Origin of the sequence: Lentzea kristufekii (assembly GCF_033949925.1) — a bacterium.
GTDB lineage: Bacteria > Actinomycetota > Actinomycetes > Mycobacteriales > Pseudonocardiaceae > Lentzea > Lentzea kristufekii.
On sequence record NZ_JAXAVV010000018.1, the window covers coordinates 81,332 to 100,821 of the forward strand.

General features: G+C 70.0%; 23 protein-coding genes. 16 read left to right on the plus strand and 7 right to left on the minus strand.

Translation table 11 applies throughout. The features are described 5' to 3' along the window. Positions 1-15 precede the first annotated feature (15 nt). The 5 genes from SK571_RS31525 (at position 16) to SK571_RS31545 (ending at position 3,500) form a co-directional block, all read left to right on the plus strand. Positions 16-333 carry a hypothetical protein gene (locus tag SK571_RS31525; RefSeq protein WP_319987728.1) on the plus strand — a complete coding sequence of 106 codons (318 nt, stop codon included), beginning with the start codon at positions 16-18 and terminating at the stop codon, positions 331-333. A 49-nt stretch (positions 334-382) separates the two neighbouring features. Continuing rightward, positions 383-535: a hypothetical protein gene (locus SK571_RS31530; RefSeq protein WP_319987729.1), complete on the plus strand. Its 153-nt coding sequence runs from the start codon at positions 383-385 to the stop codon at positions 533-535. A gap of 63 nt (positions 536-598) precedes the next feature. Beyond that, entirely contained in the window at positions 599-1,567 is a 969-nt protein-coding gene (locus tag SK571_RS31535) for a C40 family peptidase (RefSeq protein WP_319987730.1), read from the plus strand. 264 nt (positions 1,568-1,831) lie between these two features. Further along, complete coding sequence (locus SK571_RS31540) at positions 1,832-2,776, plus strand: C40 family peptidase (protein ID WP_319987731.1); 945 nt, start codon at positions 1,832-1,834, stop codon at positions 2,774-2,776. Positions 2,777-2,939: 163 nt separating this feature from the next. Next, positions 2,940-3,500 (plus strand): LysM peptidoglycan-binding domain-containing protein, encoded by a 561-nt coding sequence (locus SK571_RS31545; protein WP_319987732.1) that lies wholly within the window; start codon positions 2,940-2,942, stop codon positions 3,498-3,500. A 100-nt stretch (positions 3,501-3,600) separates the two neighbouring features. On the opposite strand, the gene SK571_RS31550 is transcribed toward SK571_RS31545, so the two are convergent. Together SK571_RS31550 and SK571_RS31555 are read right to left on the minus strand one after the other, a co-directional pair. Then, positions 3,601-3,903 (minus strand): iron-sulfur cluster biosynthesis protein, encoded by a 303-nt coding sequence (locus tag SK571_RS31550; RefSeq protein WP_319987733.1) that lies wholly within the window; start codon positions 3,901-3,903, stop codon positions 3,601-3,603. A 312-nt stretch (positions 3,904-4,215) separates the two neighbouring features. After that, positions 4,216-4,860 carry a hypothetical protein gene (locus tag SK571_RS31555; protein ID WP_319987734.1) on the minus strand — a complete coding sequence of 215 codons (645 nt, stop codon included), beginning with the start codon at positions 4,858-4,860 and terminating at the stop codon, positions 4,216-4,218. A gap of 177 nt (positions 4,861-5,037) precedes the next feature. Between SK571_RS31555 and SK571_RS31560 the strand changes: the two genes are divergently transcribed. Genes SK571_RS31560 through SK571_RS31575 form a run of 4 tightly spaced genes read left to right on the plus strand, consistent with a single transcriptional unit; the run spans position 5,038 to position 8,980 of the window. Beyond that, positions 5,038-5,739 carry a VIT1/CCC1 transporter family protein gene (locus tag SK571_RS31560; protein ID WP_319987735.1) on the plus strand — a complete coding sequence of 234 codons (702 nt, stop codon included), beginning with the start codon at positions 5,038-5,040 and terminating at the stop codon, positions 5,737-5,739. A gap of 25 nt (positions 5,740-5,764) precedes the next feature. Next, positions 5,765-5,983, plus strand: coding sequence for a hypothetical protein (locus tag SK571_RS31565; protein ID WP_319987736.1), 219 nt, complete (start codon positions 5,765-5,767; stop codon positions 5,981-5,983). Between the two features lie 7 nt (positions 5,984-5,990). Then, complete coding sequence (locus SK571_RS31570; RefSeq protein ID WP_319987737.1) at positions 5,991-6,668, plus strand: HAD family hydrolase; 678 nt, start codon at positions 5,991-5,993, stop codon at positions 6,666-6,668. Then, a complete protein-coding gene (locus tag SK571_RS31575; RefSeq protein ID WP_319987738.1) occupies positions 6,665-8,980 on the plus strand; it encodes a glycoside hydrolase family 65 protein in 2,316 nt (771 codons plus the stop codon). The genes SK571_RS31570 and SK571_RS31575 overlap by 4 nt, the downstream gene beginning before the upstream one ends. Positions 8,981-9,171: 191 nt before the next feature. Here the strand turns inward: SK571_RS31575 and SK571_RS31580 are convergent, their stop codons facing one another. Further along, the gene (locus tag SK571_RS31580; protein ID WP_319987739.1) at positions 9,172-10,143 is read right to left on the minus strand and encodes a GlxA family transcriptional regulator; all 972 of its coding nucleotides are present in this window, start codon (positions 10,141-10,143) and stop codon (positions 9,172-9,174) included. Positions 10,144-10,260: 117 nt separating this feature from the next. Between SK571_RS31580 and SK571_RS31585 the strand changes: the two genes are divergently transcribed. Continuing rightward, on the plus strand, positions 10,261-11,118 hold the full coding sequence (locus tag SK571_RS31585) for an NAD(P)-dependent oxidoreductase (RefSeq protein WP_319987740.1): 858 nt from the start codon (positions 10,261-10,263) through the stop codon (positions 11,116-11,118). Continuing rightward, complete coding sequence (locus SK571_RS31590) at positions 11,105-11,692, plus strand: DinB family protein (protein WP_319987741.1); 588 nt, start codon at positions 11,105-11,107, stop codon at positions 11,690-11,692. Before SK571_RS31585 ends, SK571_RS31590 begins: the two co-directional genes overlap by 14 nt. A gap of 46 nt (positions 11,693-11,738) precedes the next feature. Here SK571_RS31590 and SK571_RS31595 read toward each other — a convergent pair whose 3' ends face one another. The 3 genes from SK571_RS31595 to SK571_RS31605 form a co-directional block, all read right to left on the minus strand. After that, entirely contained in the window at positions 11,739-12,074 is a 336-nt protein-coding gene (locus SK571_RS31595; protein WP_319987742.1) for a nuclear transport factor 2 family protein, read from the minus strand. A 1-nt stretch (position 12,075) separates the two neighbouring features. Continuing rightward, on the minus strand, positions 12,076-12,777 hold the full coding sequence (locus SK571_RS31600) for an SDR family NAD(P)-dependent oxidoreductase (protein ID WP_319987743.1): 702 nt from the start codon (positions 12,775-12,777) through the stop codon (positions 12,076-12,078). A gap of 107 nt (positions 12,778-12,884) precedes the next feature. Continuing rightward, positions 12,885-13,802: a LysR family transcriptional regulator gene (locus SK571_RS31605; protein WP_319987744.1), complete on the minus strand. Its 918-nt coding sequence runs from the start codon at positions 13,800-13,802 to the stop codon at positions 12,885-12,887. A gap of 83 nt (positions 13,803-13,885) precedes the next feature. On the opposite strand from SK571_RS31605, the gene SK571_RS31610 reads away from it, so the two are divergent. Further along, the gene (locus SK571_RS31610; protein ID WP_319987745.1) at positions 13,886-14,176 is read left to right on the plus strand and encodes a muconolactone Delta-isomerase family protein; all 291 of its coding nucleotides are present in this window, start codon (positions 13,886-13,888) and stop codon (positions 14,174-14,176) included. Further along, positions 14,173-15,222: a YbfB/YjiJ family MFS transporter gene (locus SK571_RS31615; protein WP_319987746.1), complete on the plus strand. Its 1,050-nt coding sequence runs from the start codon at positions 14,173-14,175 to the stop codon at positions 15,220-15,222. Before SK571_RS31610 ends, SK571_RS31615 begins: the two co-directional genes overlap by 4 nt. On the opposite strand, the gene SK571_RS31620 is transcribed toward SK571_RS31615, so the two are convergent. Next, positions 15,140-16,111 carry an alcohol dehydrogenase catalytic domain-containing protein gene (locus tag SK571_RS31620; protein WP_319987747.1) on the minus strand — a complete coding sequence of 324 codons (972 nt, stop codon included), beginning with the start codon at positions 16,109-16,111 and terminating at the stop codon, positions 15,140-15,142. The two genes, SK571_RS31615 and SK571_RS31620, sit on opposite strands and share 83 nt — an antisense overlap. An 83-nt stretch (positions 16,112-16,194) precedes the next feature. Here SK571_RS31620 and SK571_RS31625 point away from each other — a divergent pair, with 83 nt between their 5' ends. From SK571_RS31625 to SK571_RS31635, 3 genes are all read left to right on the plus strand, one after another. Then, entirely contained in the window at positions 16,195-17,361 is a 1,167-nt protein-coding gene (locus tag SK571_RS31625) for a beta-1,3-glucanase family protein (protein WP_319987748.1), read from the plus strand. An 82-nt stretch (positions 17,362-17,443) separates the two neighbouring features. Beyond that, the gene (locus SK571_RS31630) at positions 17,444-18,115 is read left to right on the plus strand and encodes a response regulator transcription factor (protein WP_319987749.1); all 672 of its coding nucleotides are present in this window, start codon (positions 17,444-17,446) and stop codon (positions 18,113-18,115) included. After that, the gene (locus SK571_RS31635) at positions 18,112-19,437 is read left to right on the plus strand and encodes a sensor histidine kinase (protein WP_319987750.1); all 1,326 of its coding nucleotides are present in this window, start codon (positions 18,112-18,114) and stop codon (positions 19,435-19,437) included. The genes SK571_RS31630 and SK571_RS31635 overlap by 4 nt, the downstream gene beginning before the upstream one ends. Positions 19,438-19,490 lie beyond the last annotated feature (53 nt).

A 19,490-nucleotide genomic window follows, 5' to 3' on the forward strand; every position in this document is an offset into this window, starting at 1 on the left:
GATCGGAGGGTCGCCATGATCGCCACGCTCATCGCAACACTGGTCGAAGAGGACCACGCGGAGGACGACGGCGTCCTGGCGCCCGACGACCGCCTGACCTGCCACGTGCACGGGAGGTGGATCCACCAGTGCGTCTCGTCGCCCGTGCACGTCAACCCCGTCACGCGGCACCGCTGGTGCCGGGGCTGCGACTCGCCACTGGGCGTCGTGGTCGACGAGCTCGCCGGTGCCGTCGCGATGCGCTGCCCCCGCTGCGGGTGCGGGGACAGCGCCGCCACCGCCCGCCTGATCGCCGCGTGCCGTGCCTCGATCGAGGCACACCGGGCCGCCTGATCGGGTGAGGCCGCCCGATTTGGCGCTTTTGGCCGTTAGGTTGCTCTTCGTGTCTTTTCCCTCACGCATCGCGACCGTCCTGGCCGCCACCGCGGGAGACGCGCTGGTGACGGCCTCGCCCGCGCTCGCCGGCGAGGTCGTGGACGTCGAGTCCGGCGCACCCGTCCTCGTCGCCGAGGGACCGCTCGTCGACCTCGGCTGAACCCCGGCACCCGTTCGGCCGTACGCCTCCTCAGAAGCCGATTCCGACTCCTGAGGAGGCCGCGTGCCCGGCCGTGCTGCAAGGACTACCGCTTTGGCCGCCGTGATCGCCGCGACGGTGGTGTCGATGCCTTCGGCGCACGCGCAACCCGCCGACGACGCGCTGAAGGTCTACAACGACCTGACGCGCGAGGCGGAGAAGCTCAGCCAGGACCACCTCAAGGCGCAGGGCGACCTGTCGAAGGCGAACGGGATCGTGGTCGCCGCCACGGAGGCCGAGAAGAAGGCGCTGGCCGAGTCGGAGCAGTTCCGCGGCCAGGTCGACACGCTGACCGAGGCGACGTTCGAGGGCGCCCGGCTGGGCGACCTCTCGGCGTTCCTGACCTCGACGTCCCAGCAGGACTTCCTGGAACGCATGCAGGCGATGAACATCATCGCCGCGGACCAGAACGAGGCGGTGGCGCGCATGAACGCCACGCTGACCGAGGCGACGAAGGCCCGCACCGACGCGACCAACGCCGCGGCCGCCGCGGAGAAGTTCGCCGCGGACGTCTCCACCCGCAAGGTCGCCATGGAACAGCAGGTGTCCACCGCGCGGTCGAAGTACCAGTCGTTGTCCGCGCCGCAGAAGCAGACCCTGGCCGCTCCCGGCCCCAAGGTCACCGTGAACGCGCCCGCGGGCGCCGCCGGCGTCGCGCTCACCTTCGCGCTGGGCGAGCAGGGCAAGCCGTACGTGTTCGGCTCGAACGGACCGAACTCGTGGGACTGCTCGTCGCTGATGCAGGCCGCCTACCGGGCCGCCGGCGTGTCGATTCCGCGCGTCACCTACGACCAGGCGAAGGTCGGCCGCGGAGTCGGTCGCGGCGAGGTCGCGCCGGGCGACCTGATCATCTACTACTCGGGTCAGTCGCACGTGGCGATGGCCGTGGACGGCACCCGAGCGGTGCACGCGTCCACCGAGGGCGTGCCGGTGAAGATCGCGAACATCGACTCGATCGGGCCCATTTCGGTGATCCGCCGAGTTGTCGGGTGACGCTTCTCTCCCACCCCGCGATAAACCCACGTGGACGACTGTGAGAGCGTGCGGGCCGGTGAACTGATGGGGACCCGGTAGTAGACGAAGGCAAGGTCATTCCGTAACCTGTCCGAGACCTTCGGCCCAGCAGTTAACCCACTCGGGGCACACGCCAAGGTTGCCGCCTTACGCGCAGTAGTTCTCGTGGAGCGGCTGCCAGGAAAAAGGAGGACCCGCGACGTGGTGTCGCAACCCTCACGCCGCATCGTGCGTGGAGCATTCGTGGCGACGGCAGCAGTCGTCGCCACGGCACTGCCCACGGCACCGGCCACCGCACAGCCCAACGCCGCGGACGCGCTCAAGAAGTACAACGAGCTGTCCGAGCAGGCGTCCAAGCTCAACCAGGACCACCTCAAGGCCCAGGAAGACCTGAAGGCCAAGCAGGGCGAGCTGGACAAGGCCAAGGGCGACCTGGCCAACGCTCAGAAGGCCGAGGAGTCCCTCCGCGGTCAAGTCGACCTCCTCACCGAGGCGACCAACTCCGGCGCGAACTTCAGCCAGATCTCCGCGCTGCTGGTGAGCGACTCGCAGCAGGACTTCCTCAACCGCATGTCGGCCATCAACATCCTCGCGGCCGACAACGCGGACGCACTGCAGAAGCTGACCGACGCCGTCAACGCGGCCGACGCGGCGACGAAGTCGGCCAACGAGGCGACCGAGACGTCGAAGAAGCTCCTCGCCGAGATGGACCAGAAGAAGGCCGATCTCGACAAGCAGCTCGCCGAGGCGCAGACCCAGTACCGGTCGCTCAGCAACACGGTGAAGAGCCAGCTGGCGCAGACCGGCGACATGTCGAACATCAACGTCCCGGCGGGCACCGCGGGTCGCGCTCTGCAGTTCGCGCTCGACCAGCGCGGCAAGCCCTACGTCTACGGCTCCAACGGCCCGAACTCGTGGGACTGCTCGTCGCTGATCCAGGCCGCGTACCGCTCGGCGGGCGTGTCCATCGGCCGCACCAGCTACGCCCAGGCGGTCGCCGGTCGCCCGGTCGGCCGTGGCGAGGTCAAGGCCGGCGACATCATCGTCTACTACTCGAGCCAGTCCCACGTGGCGATGGCGGTGGACGGCATTCGCGCCGTGCACGCGTCGACCGAGGGTGTGCCGGTGAAGATCGCCGACATCGACTCGATCGGCCCGATCTCGGGCATCCGCCGCATCGAGGGCTGACCGTCGCACTTGTCGAACGCCCCCTGCCTTCGGGCGGGGGGCGTTTTTCACTCCCTCGGGTGCACGTGCGCCGCTGGCCCGGCGCGACCACGGTGGCCTGGCTAGGTTCCGCTTCGGGCGCCGCCGGTTCGGGCGGTCGTCATCGTCCGAAGTGGAGTTTGTTGTGGACACCTTGCAAGCCGGGCAGGAACTCACCCGCGGCCAGCAGCTGACCAGCGTCAACGGGTACATGCTGACCCTGCAGTCCGACGGCAACCTGGTCCTGTCGGAGAACACCGGCACGGTGTGGGCCAGCGGCACCGACGGCAAGGGCGCGGTGCGGGCCGCGCTGCAGGACGACGGCAACTTCGTGCTCTACACGAGCGACGACAACGCCGTGTGGTCCACCGGCACGCAGGGCAACGAGGGCGCGCGCCTGGTGCTGCAGGACGACAGGAACCTGGTCCTGTTCGGCGGTGACGGCGGCGCGAAGTGGGCCTCCAACACCAACACCGACTCGCCGCAGCCCTCCCCCGAGGCGGCTGCTCCCGCTCCGGCCGAGGAAGCGCCGGCCGCGCCCGCCGCTCCGGCCGTGCAGACCCACACCGTCGCCGGCGGCGACACGCTCTGGGCGATCGCCGAGCGCTTCTACGGCGACGGCAACCGCTACGGCGAGATCGCGTCCGCCAACGGCATCGCGAACCCGGACCTCATCCACCCCGGTCAGGTGCTGACCATCCCCTGATCGGGGCTCTCGCGTTTCGGGCCGGACACCCTTCTCACGGAGGGGTCCGGCCCGATTCGCACGTCAGGGGATCACCGTTGATCCCACCTGATGAAGAATCTCAACCGGACCGCTCCTGGCGGGCGATCGCGAAGGCCGGGTTGCCCTCGTCGTCCTGCCGCACGTCGAGGACCTTGTCCTCCAGGTACTGGGCGGCCGCCGGTTCCAGAATGACCTTGGCGCCCGCGGGGGCGGCCACCACCTCGTCGCCGTCGACGGCCTCGCTGAGCGACAGCTCCAGTGCCGCCTGGCTGTCCTGCTCGGTGGCCAGGGCGAAACGCAGGCCGACGTCTTCGGCGGTGCCCTCTGTCTGTGACGTCAGCTCGTTGATGACCTCGGCAGCCATCGGCGTGACTTCGAGCATGTCGGCCCCTCACATCGGAAACAAGAAACTCGTTCCGTGTTCCCGGCATGGGCCGGCTTCAACCACCATTGGCCGAAGTCGCAGGTAGAACGCCCTTCTCGGCCGGCAGGGGCCGATGTTCGTGATCGTGCGGAAGGCACACCCGGGCCCTAGGGCGTGTCCCGTGAGTCTCGTCCGCGACAGTCGCGGCCGAGGGCCCCGGAGGCGGCACCGCCGCAACGCCCGAATACGCCCGGTATGAGGCCGTCGCGGCGGCACCGCCTCCGGGTCTCTCGACCGTGACTCTCATCGAACGGACTCACGGGACACGCCCTAGGCGACGCGGTGCGCCTGCCGTGACACCTCGTTCCGCACGTGCCCGCAGGCCGAGCACACGCGCTGCACCGGGATGAGCTCGGCGACCAGCCGCCACGAGTCGGCGAACGACGGCACCTCCTGCCCCGGCACGAGCAGGCTGTCGAGCACCTCCTGCCGGCGACGGCCCTTCTCGCGGCTGCGCTCCACCGGGTCGCGCCGGTGGGCGAGGGCGCGCGTCTCCGCCTGCGCCTGGCGGCCCTGCGAGGTGAGGCCGACGCCCCGGCGAGGCGCGTTCAGCGCGGCGTTGCGCCGGTTCACCCGGTACCACTCGCCGAGGGAGACGCCCGTCAGCGGCGGCTTGGCGAGGCCCGCGCCGTCCGCCGTCCAGGTGCGCAGGCGGGCCCGCAGGAACTCGTGTGCGACCTGCGCGCGGGAACGGGGGCGGCCCTGGCTGGTGCCGTCCGGCTTCTTGTCGATGGCCACGAGCAGGGCGTCGACGCTCCAGCCCGCCCTGAACCACGGCTCGAGAAGGCGCCGCACCCAGCGGCGGTCGGCGTCGGCCCACGAGGCGCGCACGCACAGCGACTCGACGGCGACGTCGACGTCGGAACCGGTGGACGGGACCACGCGGCCTGGCCAGCGGTTGGGTTCGATCTGCATCGGGAACTGACCTCCTCTAGCACGCACACGAACACCTGTTCGACATGCTGCCACGGGGGTCTGACAAAAAATGAACCTCCACCGCCTGACCAGGCAGAACTCACCCGTTCAGCAGAGCCCGAACGGTACTGCGGCGTGCCGCCCCGCACCCCGCGAGACCGGCGCTAACCTGCGCGAATGACCCACCACGAGCCCCACGACGAGGTCACCGGCGACCGGATGAACTGGCTGCGCGCGGGCGTTCTCGGCGCCAACGACGGCATCGTGTCGACCGCCAGCCTCGTGGTGGGCGTCGCGGGCGCCACCACGGACCGCGCCCAGATCCTCGTCGCGGGCCTCGCCGGCCTGTTCGCGGGCGCCATGTCCATGGCCAGCGGCGAGTACGTGTCCGTCAGCAGCCAGCGCGACGCCGAACGCGCCCTCCTCACCCAGGAGCGCCGAGAGCTCCGGGACACGCCAGAGCAGGAGCTCGAAGAACTCAAGGAGATCTACAAGGACAAAGGCCTCGACGAGGAGACCGCGGGAGAGGTCGCCAGGCAGCTCACCGAGCACGACGCGCTGGCCGCCCACGCCGAGGCCGAGCTCCACATCGACCCGGACGGGCTGACGAACCCGTGGGGCGCGGCCATCGCGAGCTTCATCGCGTTCACCATCGGCGCGCTCCTCCCCCTCGCCGCGATCGCCTTCACCCCGACCGGCCTGCGCGTACCGATCACGGTCGCCGCCGCGGTCCTCACCCTCGCCCTGACCGGTTTCGTCAGCGCGAGGCTCAGCGGCGCCGGCAAACGGCGGGCGGTCGTCCGCAACATCGCGGGCGGGCTGATCGCCATGGGCGTCACGTACGCCATCGGCTCGCTGGTCGGCCAAAGCATCGGATAGCGCCGAACTGGGTACTGGGAAGCTCATGAGCGAAGAACGCGGCGCGTACGTCCAGGAGAACACAGAGGACTTCGAGGGTCTGGACGAGGACAACCTCGGGCACGACCCGGTGGAGACCGAGCCGGAGGAAGGCTGGGCCGAGTCCACCAAGTACGGGATGACCGAGTACGAGCAGGCGCACCCACGACCGCTGGACGAACGGCTCGCGGAGGAACGCGCCGATGTCGGCGAGACGGGTGCATGATCGAGACATGAGCCTCGGCATCCCGGAGAAGATCACAGCGCTGCTCTTCGACCTCGACGGCGTGCTCACCAGCACCGCCGTGCTGCACCGCCAGGCGTGGCGGCAGGCGTTCGAGGCCATGGGCCAGCCGTTCAGCGAACAGGACTACCTGGCCTACGTGGACGGAAAGCCGCGCTACGACGGCGTCCGCAGCTTCTTGACCTCACGCGGCCTCACGCCGACGGAGGACGAGGTCCGCCGCATCGGGGACCAGAAGAACGACCTGGTCAACTCGATCATCGACGAGCAGGGCATCACGCCGTACCCGGCCTCGGTCGACTACCTGAAGGCGGCCAGGGAAGCGGGAATGCCCATCGGCGTCGTCACGTCGTCCGCCAACGCCATGCGCGTGCTGCGGGCGGGCAACCTGCTCGACTACGTCGACGCACTGGTGGACGGCAACGTCATCACCGCGTCGAACCTGCGGGGCAAACCGGCACCGGACTCGTTCGTCGAGGGCGCCAGAAGACTCAGGACCGCGCCCGGGAACGCCGCCGTCTTCGAGGACGCGCTCGCGGGCGTGAAGGCAGGGCACGACGGCGGGTTCGGGTTCGTCGTCGGCGTCGACCGCGGCAACCAGGCGGAGGCGCTCAAGGCCGGCGGCGCCGACGTGGTCGTCGACGAGCTCGACGAGCTGCTGTCATGAGCTACGCCGTCGAACCGTGGCAGCTGCGCTGGCAGGGCCTCTCCGTGGACCACCTGCACCAGACCGAGTCGACGTTCGCGCTGTCCAACGGCCACATCGGCCTGCGCGGCAGTCTGGACGAGGGCGAGCCGAGAGGCCTGCCCGGCACCTATCTCAACGGCTTCTACGAAGAGCACCAGCTGCCGTACGGGGAGGGTGGGTACGGCTACCCCGAGGCGGGCCAGACCGTCGTCAACGTGACCGACGGCAAGATCATCCGGTTGCTGGTCGAGGACGAGCCGCTGGACATGCGCTACGGCAACGCCGTCGAGCATCAACGCACCCTCGACTTCCGCTCCGGCACGTTGCGCCGCCGCACGGTCTGGGAGTCGCCGACGGGCAGGCGTGTGATCGTGCGCAGTGAACGGCTCGTGTCGTTCACGCAGCGCGCGGTCGCGGCCATCCGGTACGAGGTCGAGCCGATGGACGACCTGCAGCTCGTCGTCCAGTCCGACCTGCTCGCCAACGAGCCGACCAAGAGCCGCAGCAACGACCCCCGTGTCGCCGCCGCACTGGATTCCCCGCTGGTCAACGACTTCACGATGGCCGAGAAGACGCGGGCCGTGCTGTGCCACCACACCAAGGTGTCCGGCCTGCGCATGGCCGCCGCGATGGACCACGAGATCGACGTCGACGGAGTCGACACCCGCACGGAGATCCGTGCCGAGGACGACCTCGCCCGGTTCACCGCAGCCGTCGACGTGCCCGCGGGCGGCTGCCTGAAGCTCACGAAGTACCTCGCCTACGGCTGGTCCGGCCAGCGGTCGACCCCCGCGCTCCGGGCCCAGGTCGAGGCCGCGCTCGCCGGTGCCTGCCAGACGGGCTGGGAAGGGCTCCTCCAGGAGCAGAGGGCGTTCCTGGACGACTTCTGGGAAGTCGCGGACATCGAGATCGAGGGCGACGACCAGCTGCAGCAGGCGATCAGGTTCGCGCTGTTCCACGTCCTGCAGGCCGGGGCGCGCGGCGAGTCCCGCGCCATCCCCGGGAAGGGCCTCACCGGACCGGGCTACGACGGCCACGCGTTCTGGGACACCGAGATGTTCGTGCTCCCGGTGCTCACCTACACGGTCCCGGACGCGGCCCGCGACGCGCTGCGCTGGCGTCACGCCACTTTGGACAAAGCGCGGGAACGGGCGAAAGTTCTGGGGCTCAAAGGTGCCGCGTTCCCGTGGCGTTCGATCAACGGCGCCGAGTGCAGCGCGTACTGGCCGGCGGGCACCGCGGCGTTCCACGTCTCCGGCGACGTCTCGTACGCCATCCAGCAGTACCTGAACGCCACCGGCGACGAGGACTTCGACCGTTGCGAAGCCACCGAAATCCTTGTGGAGACCGCACGGCTGTGGATGTCGCTGGGGCACCACGACCCGCACGACGGGTTCCGCATCGACGGCGTGACAGGTCCGGACGAGTACTCGGCGATCGTCGACAACAACGTCTACACCAACCTGATCGCCCAGCAGAACCTGTGGGCCGCCGCCGACGCCGCCGAGCGGAACCAGTACGACGTGACGGAAGAGGAGATCGCGGGCTGGCGCAGTGCCGCGGACGCGATGGCGGTCCCGTACGACGAGATGCTGCGGGTGCATCCGCAGGCGGACAACTTCACCAAGCACGCGGAGTGGGACTTCGAGAACACCCCGCAGGACAAGTACCCGCTGCTGCTGCACTTCCCGTACTTCGACCTGTACCGCCACCAAGTGATCAAGCAGGCGGACCTGGTGCTCGCCATGCACGTGCGCGGTGACGCGTTCACCGACGAGGAGAAGGCGCGCAACTTCGCCTATTACGAGGCCCGCACGGTGCGCGACTCGTCGTTGTCGGCGGGCACGCAGGCGGTGCTGGCGGCCGAGGTCGGGCATCTCGGGCTCGCGTACGACTACCTGGTCGAGGCCGCGTTCACCGATCTCCACGACCTGCACGAGAACGTCACCAACGGCCTGCACATGGCCTCGCTGGCGGGTGCGTGGACGGCACTGGTGGCCGGGTTCGGCGGGATGCGCGACCACGGCGGCGAGCTCACGTTCGCGCCGCGGCTGCCGGACGAGCTGACCCGCTTCTCGTTCCGGATGTCCTTCCAGGGCACGAGGATCTCGGTGGACGTGAGCGAGGCCGGGGCCACCTACCGGATCGTGGACGGCACCGAGCTGACCACGAGGCACCACGGGGAGCCGATCACGATCACCGCGGACACCCCGGTGACCATGCCGATCCCGAAGGCTCCCGACCTCGAGCGACCCAAGTCGCCGTTCGGCCGGGAGCCGCGCAGGCACTGACGCGGCTGCAGTTCGCCGCTGATGTCCCTGCTGGTCGCATGACCGCACGCGGGGAGCTTTCGTGCGGTCATGCGACACGAAAGCTCTCCGCGCAGGGCGGCACCGGCTTGGGCGTCACGTGGTCAGGCCCCGCACGCGAGCAGGCAGATCACGCGTGACGACACTCGCGGTCGGTTCCCTGATCGCAGTGTTCAAGCGTGGTAGGCGCGCCGGTAGTCGGTGGGCGTGACGCCGACGTGCGTGGTGAAGTGGCGTCGGAGGTTCGTGCCGGTGCCCAGGCCACAGCGTTGCGCGACCTGTTCCACCGACAGCGGGGTCTTCTCCAGCAGCGACTGGGCGTGGGCGATTCGCTGGGCGAGCAGCCACCGCAACGGCGTGCTGCCGGTGGCCTCGTACAGGCGGCGGAAGAAGGTGCGCTCGCTCATCCCGGCTCTGCGCGCGAGGCCGGCCACGGTCAGCGGGCGGTCCAGGTGCCGCGCTGCCCACTCCAGCACCGGCGCGACGCTGTCGTCGTCGGTGTCCGGGACGTGCCGGGTGACGAACTGGGCCTGGCCGCCGGTGCGGTGCGCGGGCACGCACAGCCTGCGGGCGAGCTGGTTGGCCACGTGCGCGCCGAAGTCCTGGCGCACCAGGTGCAGGCACAGGTCGAGCCCTGCCGCGGCGCCCGCGCTGGTGAGGACGTCGCCGTCGTCGATGTAGAGCACTTCGCCGTCGACCTGGACCTGTGGATACCGGCGGGCCAGGCGGTCGGTGTAGGACCAGTGCGCGGTGGCGCGGCGGCCGTCCAGCAGACCGGCTTCGGCGAGCACGAACGCGCCGTTGCACAGCGCTGCGATGCGCACGCCGTTGGCCGACGCGTCCTGAAGTTCCTTGACCAGCAACGGATCCAGCGGTGCCGTCCCGTCGAGAACCGCCTGCGGCACCGACGGGACGAGGATCGTGTCCGCGCCGTGCAGTCCTTCCAGACCGTGTTCAGGGTTGAGCGTCCAGCCGTGCTTCGCCCGTGGCGCGGCGGGGTTCAGCCCGCACAGCCGCAGCTCGTACCAGGGGTCGGCGAGGTCGCTGTGGTCGATGCCGAACACCACGCAGGCCAGGCCGGCCTCGTAGACGTCCCAGTTGGAGGGTGCGTCGTCGTCGGTCACCAGGATCGCCACCGTGCCCATGCCCGCAAGGCTAGTGGCAGCAAACGTTCGAATATCGGCATTCCTGCCACTGTCGGTTGTCCCGGTGGCTTGCGAGGGTGAGCGTTGTCAGTCACGAACCCTTGGGGGACAACAACAATGCACTCCGACGTTGCCGTGCTCGGCCTCGGCCAGATGGGCTCGGCTCTCGCTTCCGCGTTCCTGCGCGCCGGCCACCGCGTCACGGTCTGGAACCGCTCGGCCGCCAAGACCGCGCCGCTGGTGGCCCAGGGCGCCGTCGCCGCCGCTTCCGCTGCGGAAGCCCAGCGTTCCGCGCCCGTGGTGGCCGCCTGCGTGCTCGACTACCCGGCACTGACCGGGATCCTCGACCCCGCGCTGTCCAGCCGCACCCTGGTCAACCTCACCTCAGGATCACCTGAGCAGGCCCGCTCACTGGCCACGCAGCTGGCTTCGGAGGGCGTGCGTTACGTCGACGGCGGCATCATGACCACACCACCCGGCATCGGCGACCCGCGCTCGATGATCCTCTACAGCGGCGACCAGGACGCGTTCGCTGCGGCGTCGGACCTGCTGTCCGCGCTCGCCGAGCCGATCAACCTCGGCGCCGAACCCGGCCGTGCCGCGCTCTACGACACCGCGCTGCTGGGCATCATGTGGGCCACGCTCACCGGCTGGCTGCACGCCACCGCACTCGTCACCGCCGACGGCTCGACCGCCGCGCACTTCACGCCGCTGGCCACCCGCTGGCTCGGCCCGGTCGCCGGGTTCGTCGCCGGCTATGCCACGCAGGTCGACGCGGGCAGCTACCCCGGTTCGGACGCCACGCTGGACGTGCACCTCGCGACCCTGGAGCACCTCGTGCACGCCAGCGAGGTCCGGGAGGTCGACCCGGCGCTGCCGCGGTTGCTGCACGACTACGCGCGGCGGGCGGTCGAGGCCGGACACGGCGCGGACGGCTGGGCACGGATCGTGGAGCTGTTGCGTGCGAAGGCCTGAGGCGGACTGGCCCGCATTGCTCGACGCGGCGGCACAGGACTGCGTGCGTGTGCTGGGCACGGTGCCGGACGACGCCTTCGCCCGCTATGCGCACGGACTGCAGTGGTCTTGCCGCACGACCCTGGACCACGTCGTCGAGGGCCTGCTCGGCTACACAGCCCTGCTGACCAGCGGCGCCGAACACCGCTGGACCAGCCTGCTCGGCACGCTCCGTCCCGGCCTGCCGCTGGAGCACTGCCTGGAGGGCGTCGCGACCACCGCCACGCTGCTGTCCCGCGCCGTCGCCACCGCCACACCGGACGCGCGGGGGTGGCACCCGTGGGGCACGTCCGACGCGGCGGGCTTCGCCGCGATGGGCGTCACGGAGCTGACCATGCACACACATGACATGACGCGTGCGCTGGGCGTGGCGTGGCAGCCGGCTCCGGAGCATTGCGCGCCGGTGGTCGAGCGACTGTTCCCTGATGCGCCGGAACATGCCGACCCAGCCGAGTTGTTGTTGTGGTGCACCGGGCGTGAAGGGCTGCCGGGCGTTGCACGGCGAGAGAGTTGGCAGTGGCGCGGCGAGGTCTAGTGGCGACCCGGAAGGTTGGCGGGCAACCTTCCGGGCCACGACGCTGCTAGGTGAGCCGGGAGACCTGGTAGTGCGCGATCAGGTCTCCCTTCACCAGCACGCTGAGATGGACGTTGAGCGTCGGCCGGTCGATGAACGAGAAATCGACGTTCAAATAGCCGAGAACCAGATCTTCGGCCAGCCGGCGCGTTTCCAGAACCTTGTACTCGGCTCTCAGCCCGACGGGCTGGGAATCGTAGTACTCGGCGACAGCGGCCCTGCCCACTCCGTAGGGGCGCAGGCCCTGGAAAATGGCGTCCTCGGTGAAGTTCGCGGCCACGCCCTCGGGGTCGTGGGCGTCCACGGCGGCCTTCCACCGGTCCATGACGTTCTCGATGATCATGTCAGTGCCCCGCGCTCTGGCCGCCGTCGACGTGCAGGACCTCGCCCGTGACGAAGCCGGCCTGTTCCAGGAAGGTGACCGCGTCGACCACCTCGGAGATCTCACCGATCCGGCCGACGGGGTGCAACCCGGCGAGCGCCTCGTGGGTCTCCGGGGCGTGCATCGGCGTCTTGATGATGCCGAGCGCGACCGTGTTGAAGCGGATGTAGCGCGCCGCGTACTCGACCGCGAGCGACTTGGTGACGGCGTTGAGACCGCCCTTGGTCAGCGACGCGAGGGCTGACGGCACGGCCGACAGCGCGTGGTCGACGAGGCTCGTGGACACGTTCACGACGTGGCCGCCGTTCGCCTCCATCGCCGCCACCGCGCTGCGGGTGACGTCGAAGAACCCGACGAGGTTCGTGGCCGTGACGGTCGCGAAGTCCTCGTCGGTGTACTCGGTGAAGGGCTTGGCGACGAAGATGCCGGCGTTGTTCACGAGCGAGTCGACGCGGCCGAACCGCGCCAGCGCCTCCCGCACGACCCGCGCGCCCTCACCGGTCTTCGAGAGGTCGGCGCGAATGGCGAGCACCTCCGGGTCGTCCGAGTTCTCGATGGAACGCGAGACCGCGACAACCGAATAGCCGAGCTTGCGATAAGCGGGAACGAGTGCCGCGCCAATTCCCTGCGACGCTCCCGTGACGATTGCCACCTTGCTGGTCATTGTCCTGCTCGCTTTCGAAGGAGGAGTAGCGGATCTGACAGCCACAACCACCCGCGAACCGGCTTCATTTCACGGAATTGCGACGCCTTTCCTCCAACGTGTGAGGCTCAGCCTCCCAGAGCGCGGTAGGGGTCGTCCGAGGGCAGCCAGGCACGGCCCAGGCCGAGGTCGCCCACGTTCCGCACGATCGCGTCGGCCGCGGCGACGACGTCCGCGCGCTCCTCGTCCTCGCGGCGCACCAGCGACCAGGTCCACAGCACCTCGGGGTCGACGACGGGCCGTGCCACGAGGTCCGGCGGCAACGGCGTGGTCTGCCCCTTCGGCGAGTTCAGCACCGGTGTCGTGCACACCCGCACGTGGTCGAAGAAGGCCGGTCCGGTGATCGCGCCGTTGTGGATGCGCCGTACACGGCACCCCGTGTCCTCGGCGAACTCCTCGGCGTAGTCGTTCCAGGACTGCCACGACGTCACGTCGTCGTCGACCAGGACCGAGATGTCCTTCGCCCTGACCGGGCTCGTGTCCGTGCCCACGGCCACCGCGTAGAGCCGGTCGGCACCGAGCAGCTGCGCCTTGAGGCCGAGCTGCGCGGCCTCGGTCCTGCGGATCCAGCACACGGCCAGGTCGAGGCTGCCGTCCGCCACCCGCGCCGCCTGCTGGTGCGACGGCACGACCCACGCGTCCACGTAGAGCTGCGCGACCCCGGCCGTGCGGGCGGTCAGGTCCGGCGGCAGCCAGTTCACGTACCCGATCCGCACCGGCCGCGACCCGGACAGCTGCCGCGCGTGCCGTTGCAGCTCGTCGGCCCGGTCCAGCAGCGCCCGCACCTCCGGGACCAGCGCGGCACCGGCGGACGTCAGCGCCACGGTGCGGCGGTCGCGGGCGAACAGCGGCACGCCGAGGTCCCGTTCGAGCGCCTTGATCTGCTGCGACAACGACGGCCCCGCGATCAGCAGCCGAGCCGCGGCCCGGCCGAAGTGCAGCTCTTCGGCGACCGCGAGGAAGTACCGGAGTTGACGCAGTTCCACGCGCTCATCCTAGGAGCCTCAGGCTCTCACGCAGGAGAAAGCCGGTCGTGGCATCCGCGGCGCCCCGGTCGGACGATGAGGTCATGAGAGAGTTCATCGTCGAGATCACCACCACGATCCCGGACGGCACACCCCAGTCCGAAGTGGACTCGCGTCGCGCGGCCGAAGCGGTGCGGGCCGGGGAACTCACCACGAGCGGCAACCTCGTCCGGCTGTGGCGCCCGGTCGGCGAACTGCGCAGCGTCGGCCTGTGGCGCGCCGAGGACGAGGCCGACCTCCACGCTCACGTGCTCGGCACGCTTCCGTTGAGCCCGTGGATGAAGTTCGACGTCACCGCCGTGCAGCCCCACCCGAACGACCCCGGCCGGCTGTGAACGTCCGGGCCGCGGCGGCGCTGGCGGCGGCCATGGGCATCGGGCGGTTCGCCTACACGCCGATCCTGCCTCTGATGACCGTTCAGGCAGGGCTGCCGGCCGTGTCGGCCGCGTCGCTGGCCACCGCCAACTACCTGGGCTACTTCGTCGGTGCGCTCGTTACCGTCGTGCGAGCGCCGTCGCGCACCACGAACCGTGTCGCGCTCGTGCTGCTCGTGGCCACGCTCGCCGGGATGCCGCTGACGCACGGGATGGCGGCGTGGTTCGTGCTCCGGCTGCTGGCCGGAGTGGCGAGCGCGCTGGTGTTCGTCGCGGCCGTGAACGCGAAGCCGGGCTGGGGCATGAGCGGGGTCGGGGCCGGGATCGCGCTGTCCGGGCTGCTGGTGCTGGTGTGGGGGCAGTGGCAGGCCGCCTGGTGGGCGGCGGCGGGGGTGTCCGCGCTGCTCGTGATCGCAGCGTGGGACCTTCGGCCAGAAGAGCCGCGGCAGCAGTCCGGTGGCAGCGGGAAACGCGGGTTCGGCACCCTGTTCGCCGCCTACACCCTCGAAGGCGTCGGCTACATCATCGCCGGGACGTTCCTCGTCGCCGCCATCAGCGGCCCTCTCGGCAGCAGCGCGTGGATCCTGGTCGGCCTGTCCGCCGTCCTCTCCCCCTTCCTGATCAAGCCGCGCCGCCACGCCCTCCCGATCGCGCTCGCCGTCCAGGCCGTGGGCATCGCCCTGCCGGCACTCGTCGACGGCTCGGCCCTGATCGCGGTCGTGCTGTTCGGCGGCACGTTCATCGGCATCGCCGCCACCGCGCTCAAGCTCGGCGCGGACCTCGGCTTCCCCGGGGCCGCCGCCATCCTCGCGGCCGGCTACTCGGCGGGCCAGATCATCGGCCCGCTCATCGCCACCCCGTTGCTGCACAACGGTTACGACCAGGCGTTGCTCCTGGCGGCCGCGATCGTGGCACTGGCCGCGATCACAGCTCAAGCACCACTTTCACGTCACCGGGCCGCGACTCGAACGCCTCCGCGAACGACTCCAGCGGCACCCGCCGAGTGATCAGACCGGACAGCCAGGCGTCGTCCGCCCGGTCCAGGACCGCGGCGGCCTCCCGGTAGTGGCGCGGGTTCGCGTTGACCGTCCCGAACACGACCCCGTTGCGCAGCACCAGATCCCGGTTGATCTGCCCGAGGTCGGCCGGCAGCACCTCGGAGGACGGCACGCCGGTCAGGCACACCAGGTCCCGTCCGAGCAGCCGCGCGACCAGTGACGGCGCACCGGTCGCCTCGATCACCACCGGGCAGTCGGGCAACGTCCGGTGGTAGGTGGCTCCCAGCGACTCCACCAGGTCCGGCTTCGGCCCGGACTCGGCCAGGTCGAACACGTGCACGTCCAGCCCCCGCTGCACGCCGATCAACGCCGCCAGCAGCCCGATCGGCCCGGCCCCGGTCACCAGCACGCTCTCGAACGGGTACAGCGCCAGCCGGTCCAGCCGCTCCCACGCCTTGACCACGACGGAGGCGGGCTCGACCAGAACACCGGTCGAGGAGCTGACACCCACTGCATAAGCGGCAGGCACTGTCCACAAAGTCGAGCCGTAACCGTCGAGCCCGGTGATGCCGCGCTCGGTGTACTGCCCGTTCCGGCACATGTCGAACTCCCCGCGCGCACACGCCACGCACGGCACCGGGTCGGGCCTGCGGACCACCCCGGCCACCAACGAGCCCGGTGCGAACCCCGGACCGCTCACGACACGCCCCAGGGACTCGTGTCCGATCACGAGAGTTCCGCCGACCCCGAACTCGCCGCGCACGATCTCGCGGTCCGTCCCGCAGATGCCGATCGCCAGCCCCTCGACCAGCAGGTCCTCCGGTCCCGGCACCGGATCGGGCAGTTCGGTCAGGGCCAGCGACCCGGCTCGTGCAAGATCCACCGTCAGTGCGCGCATGAGAACCATTCTTGACATATGAACAGCGACGCGCTGGTATGAGAGCGCTCTCACGCAACCCTGTCTCAGTGAGGAGATAGTCGATGCGCAAGCTCCTGCTGCTCGCGACATCGGCCCTGCTAGGGCTGACAACGATGTCCGCACCTGTTCAAGCGGCTCCACCGAACCTGCTCCCGCTCACCGTCACGAACAACTCGGGCCGCGGTGACGCGGTCCACCTGTACGTGTTCGGCGAGATGGGCGGCCGGCTCGGGTACGTGAACGCGAACGGCCAGTTCACCGCCTGGTCCGGAGGCGGGATCCCCCCGACCCCCGCACCGGACGTCTCGATCCCCGGCCCCGGGAACGGCGCCAGCCGGACCCTGCAGATCCCGCTCAACCTCGCCGGCGGCCGGCTCTACATGTCCTTCCGGGACAAGCTGAAGTTCTCCCTGGTCCCGGGCGGCCTGGTGCAACCGGCGCCGTGGGCCGCGGGTGACCCGAACCGCGACATCCTGTTCGACTGGAGCGAGTTCACCTACAACGGCGGCGGGTTGTGGCTGAACAGCTCGCAGGTGGACATGTTCTCGGTCCCCCACGCGGTCGAGGCGACGTCCCAGGCGGGCGCGACCAAGCGCACCGGCCAGGTCGTCTCGAACGGCCGCAACCGCATCTTCGACCAGCACCAGCAGCTGGGCGGGGACTGGGCGCGGCTGGTCCACACCCGGTCCGACGGCACGCGGCTGCGCGTGCTGAACCCCAGCAAGGGCCTCGACGCGGGCCTGTTCTCCAGCTCGTACTTCGCGAACTACGTCAGCAGCGTCTGGTCGACGTACCAGAACACGCCGTTGACCGTGGTCCCGTTCCAGAACGAGCCGAACCGCCGGTTCACCGGCCGCGTGAGCGGCGGGGTCATGCGGTTCACCAACACCTCGGGCCAGCAGGTCGCGGAGTTCCAGCAGCCGTCCACCCGTGACATCCTCAACTGCGACGGCAGGCTCGCGGCACCCAACAACGAGCTCGGCGCGATCTCGCGGTCGCTGTGCGCGGCGCTCAACCGGTCGACGCTCGGCTTCCTCCACACCCAGCCGACGTACAACGCGAGCGAGTTCTACACCCGCGCGACCACGAACCACTTCTCGAAGATCGTGCACCAGAACATGGTGGACGGGAAGGCCTACGGGTTCGCGTTCGACGACGTCGGCGCGTTCGAGTCACTTGTTCACGAACCGAACCCGCGTTCGGCGAAAGTCACGCTGACCGGATTTTAGACCGAAATATTCTTGCGTTTGATCGACTTTCACTCCACTGTGTGAGGCGCCGTCGCCGCGGCTCTCACACAGTGGAGTCGTTGTGTGCGTACGGGTCCTGCTGGTCGAAGACGACGAGCGAATCCAGCAGGCTTTGAGCCTCGCGTTGTCCGATGAGGGTTTCTCCGTGGACGAGGCGGGTTCGGGCGAAGAGGCGTTACACCGTTTGGAGACGGAATCGTTCGACGTGGTGCTGGTCGACCTCACGCTGCCGGGCGTGGACGGCCTGGAGGTAGTGCGGACCCTCCGCGCACGTGGTGACCTGCCGATCATCGTGGTGACGGCGCGCACCGACGCCCGTGACGTGATCGCCGGGCTGGAGGCGGGAGCGGACGACTACGTCACGAAACCGTTGATGGCGAGCGTTCTCGCCGCACGTGTCCGCGCGTTGTTGCGCCGACGCGGACCGGGCCGGGAAACAGTTCGGATCGGGGCGTTGGAAATCCGTCCGCAGGAAGGGCTCGTGCACCGGGCGGGTGAACGCGTTCACCTCACCAGGACGGAATTCCGGCTGTTGCTGGAACTCGCTGGTGCGGGCGGCCGAATCGTCACCCGGGAACAGTTGCTGCAAAAGGTCTGGGGATACGACTACTTCGGCGACACCCGGTTGCTCGACGTGCACATAAGACGACTTCGCCGCAAGATCGAGGCGAACCCGGACGATCCGGAGCTGCTTCTCACCGTGCGCGGCACCGGCTATCGGATCCGCTCGTGAGACTGACGCTGCGCTGCCGGGTCACCCTCTCGTTCGGCTTCGGCCTGCTGGTCGTCACGAGCGTGCTGGCGTTCGCCACCTGGAACCTCGCCTCCGGCTACATGCTGAGGCAGCGTGAGGCGAGCGCGACGCGGCAGGCCGAGGTCAACGTGCGGCTGGTCGAGAGGTCGCTCGCCTCTCCCGGTCTCGACGAGCTGCTGACCGGCCTCACCACCGGGCCCGACTCGTCGATCCTGGTGCTGAGCCACGAGGGCCTGGTGTGGGCGGGCCGCAAGGTCGAGCCGTCCCAGCTGCCGGCCGGGCTGGTGGAGCACCCGCCGGCCACGGAGCGGATCACCGTGGACGGCCTGCCGATGCTCGCCGTCGCGCGGCCGGTGGCGGGCGACGCCGTCTACGTCGAGCTGTTCGGGTTGCAGCAGCTCAACCGCACGTTCGCGTTCCTGAGCGCGGTGCTGATCGCCGGCACGATCGGCTCGGCGCTGCTCGGGGCGGCGCTGGGTTCGTGGGCGTCGAAACGGGCGCTGAAACCGCTGGCGGAGCTGAACTGCGCGGCGGGCCGGATCGCGGGCGGTGATCTGCACGCCCGGCTGCCCGACCAGGACGATCCGGACCTCGCGGCGCTGGCGGCGAAGTTCAACTCGACGGCGCACGCGCTGGAGCAGAGGGCGTTGCGGGACGCCCGGTTCGCCTCGGACGTCTCGCACGAGCTGCGGTCGCCGCTGACGACGATGGTGAACGCGGGCGCGGTGCTGCGCCGGCGTCGTGACCACCTGCCGGGCACCGCCGGGACCGCGCTGGAGCTGCTGACCTCGGAGGTCGACAGGTTCGCGCGGATGGTCGTGGACCTGCTGGAGATCTCGCGCGCCGACCAGACCGACGACTACGAGCCGGAGGAGCTCGACCTGAGCGCGTTGGTGCGCAACGTGATCGCGACCCGCTGGAGCGCGGTGCCGGTCGAGGCGGGCCCGGTGCGGGTGCTCGGGGACCGGCGGCGGCTGGACCGGGTTCTCGCGAACCTCGTGGAGAACGCCGAACGGCACGCGGGCGGCGCGATCTTCGTGGCGGTGAGCAGGGCGGGCGACCGGGCCCGCGTCGAGGTCGAGGACGACGGGCCGGGTGTGCCGGAAGCGTTGCGGGAGCAGATCTTCGAGCGGTTCGCGCGGGGCAGGCCCGGCAGCCGGGGAGACGACTCGGGCAGCGGGCTCGGGCTCGCGCTGGTGCGCGAGCACGTGCAGCGTCATCGGGGCCGGGTGTGGGTCGAGGACCGCTTCCCCCGTGGCGCGCGGTTCGTCGTGGAGCTGCCAGCTCTTACGAAGTCATGACGTGATGGGGTCTGACGGCGCGCTCCCCCGCGGTCCGGTCCTACGGTCGGTCC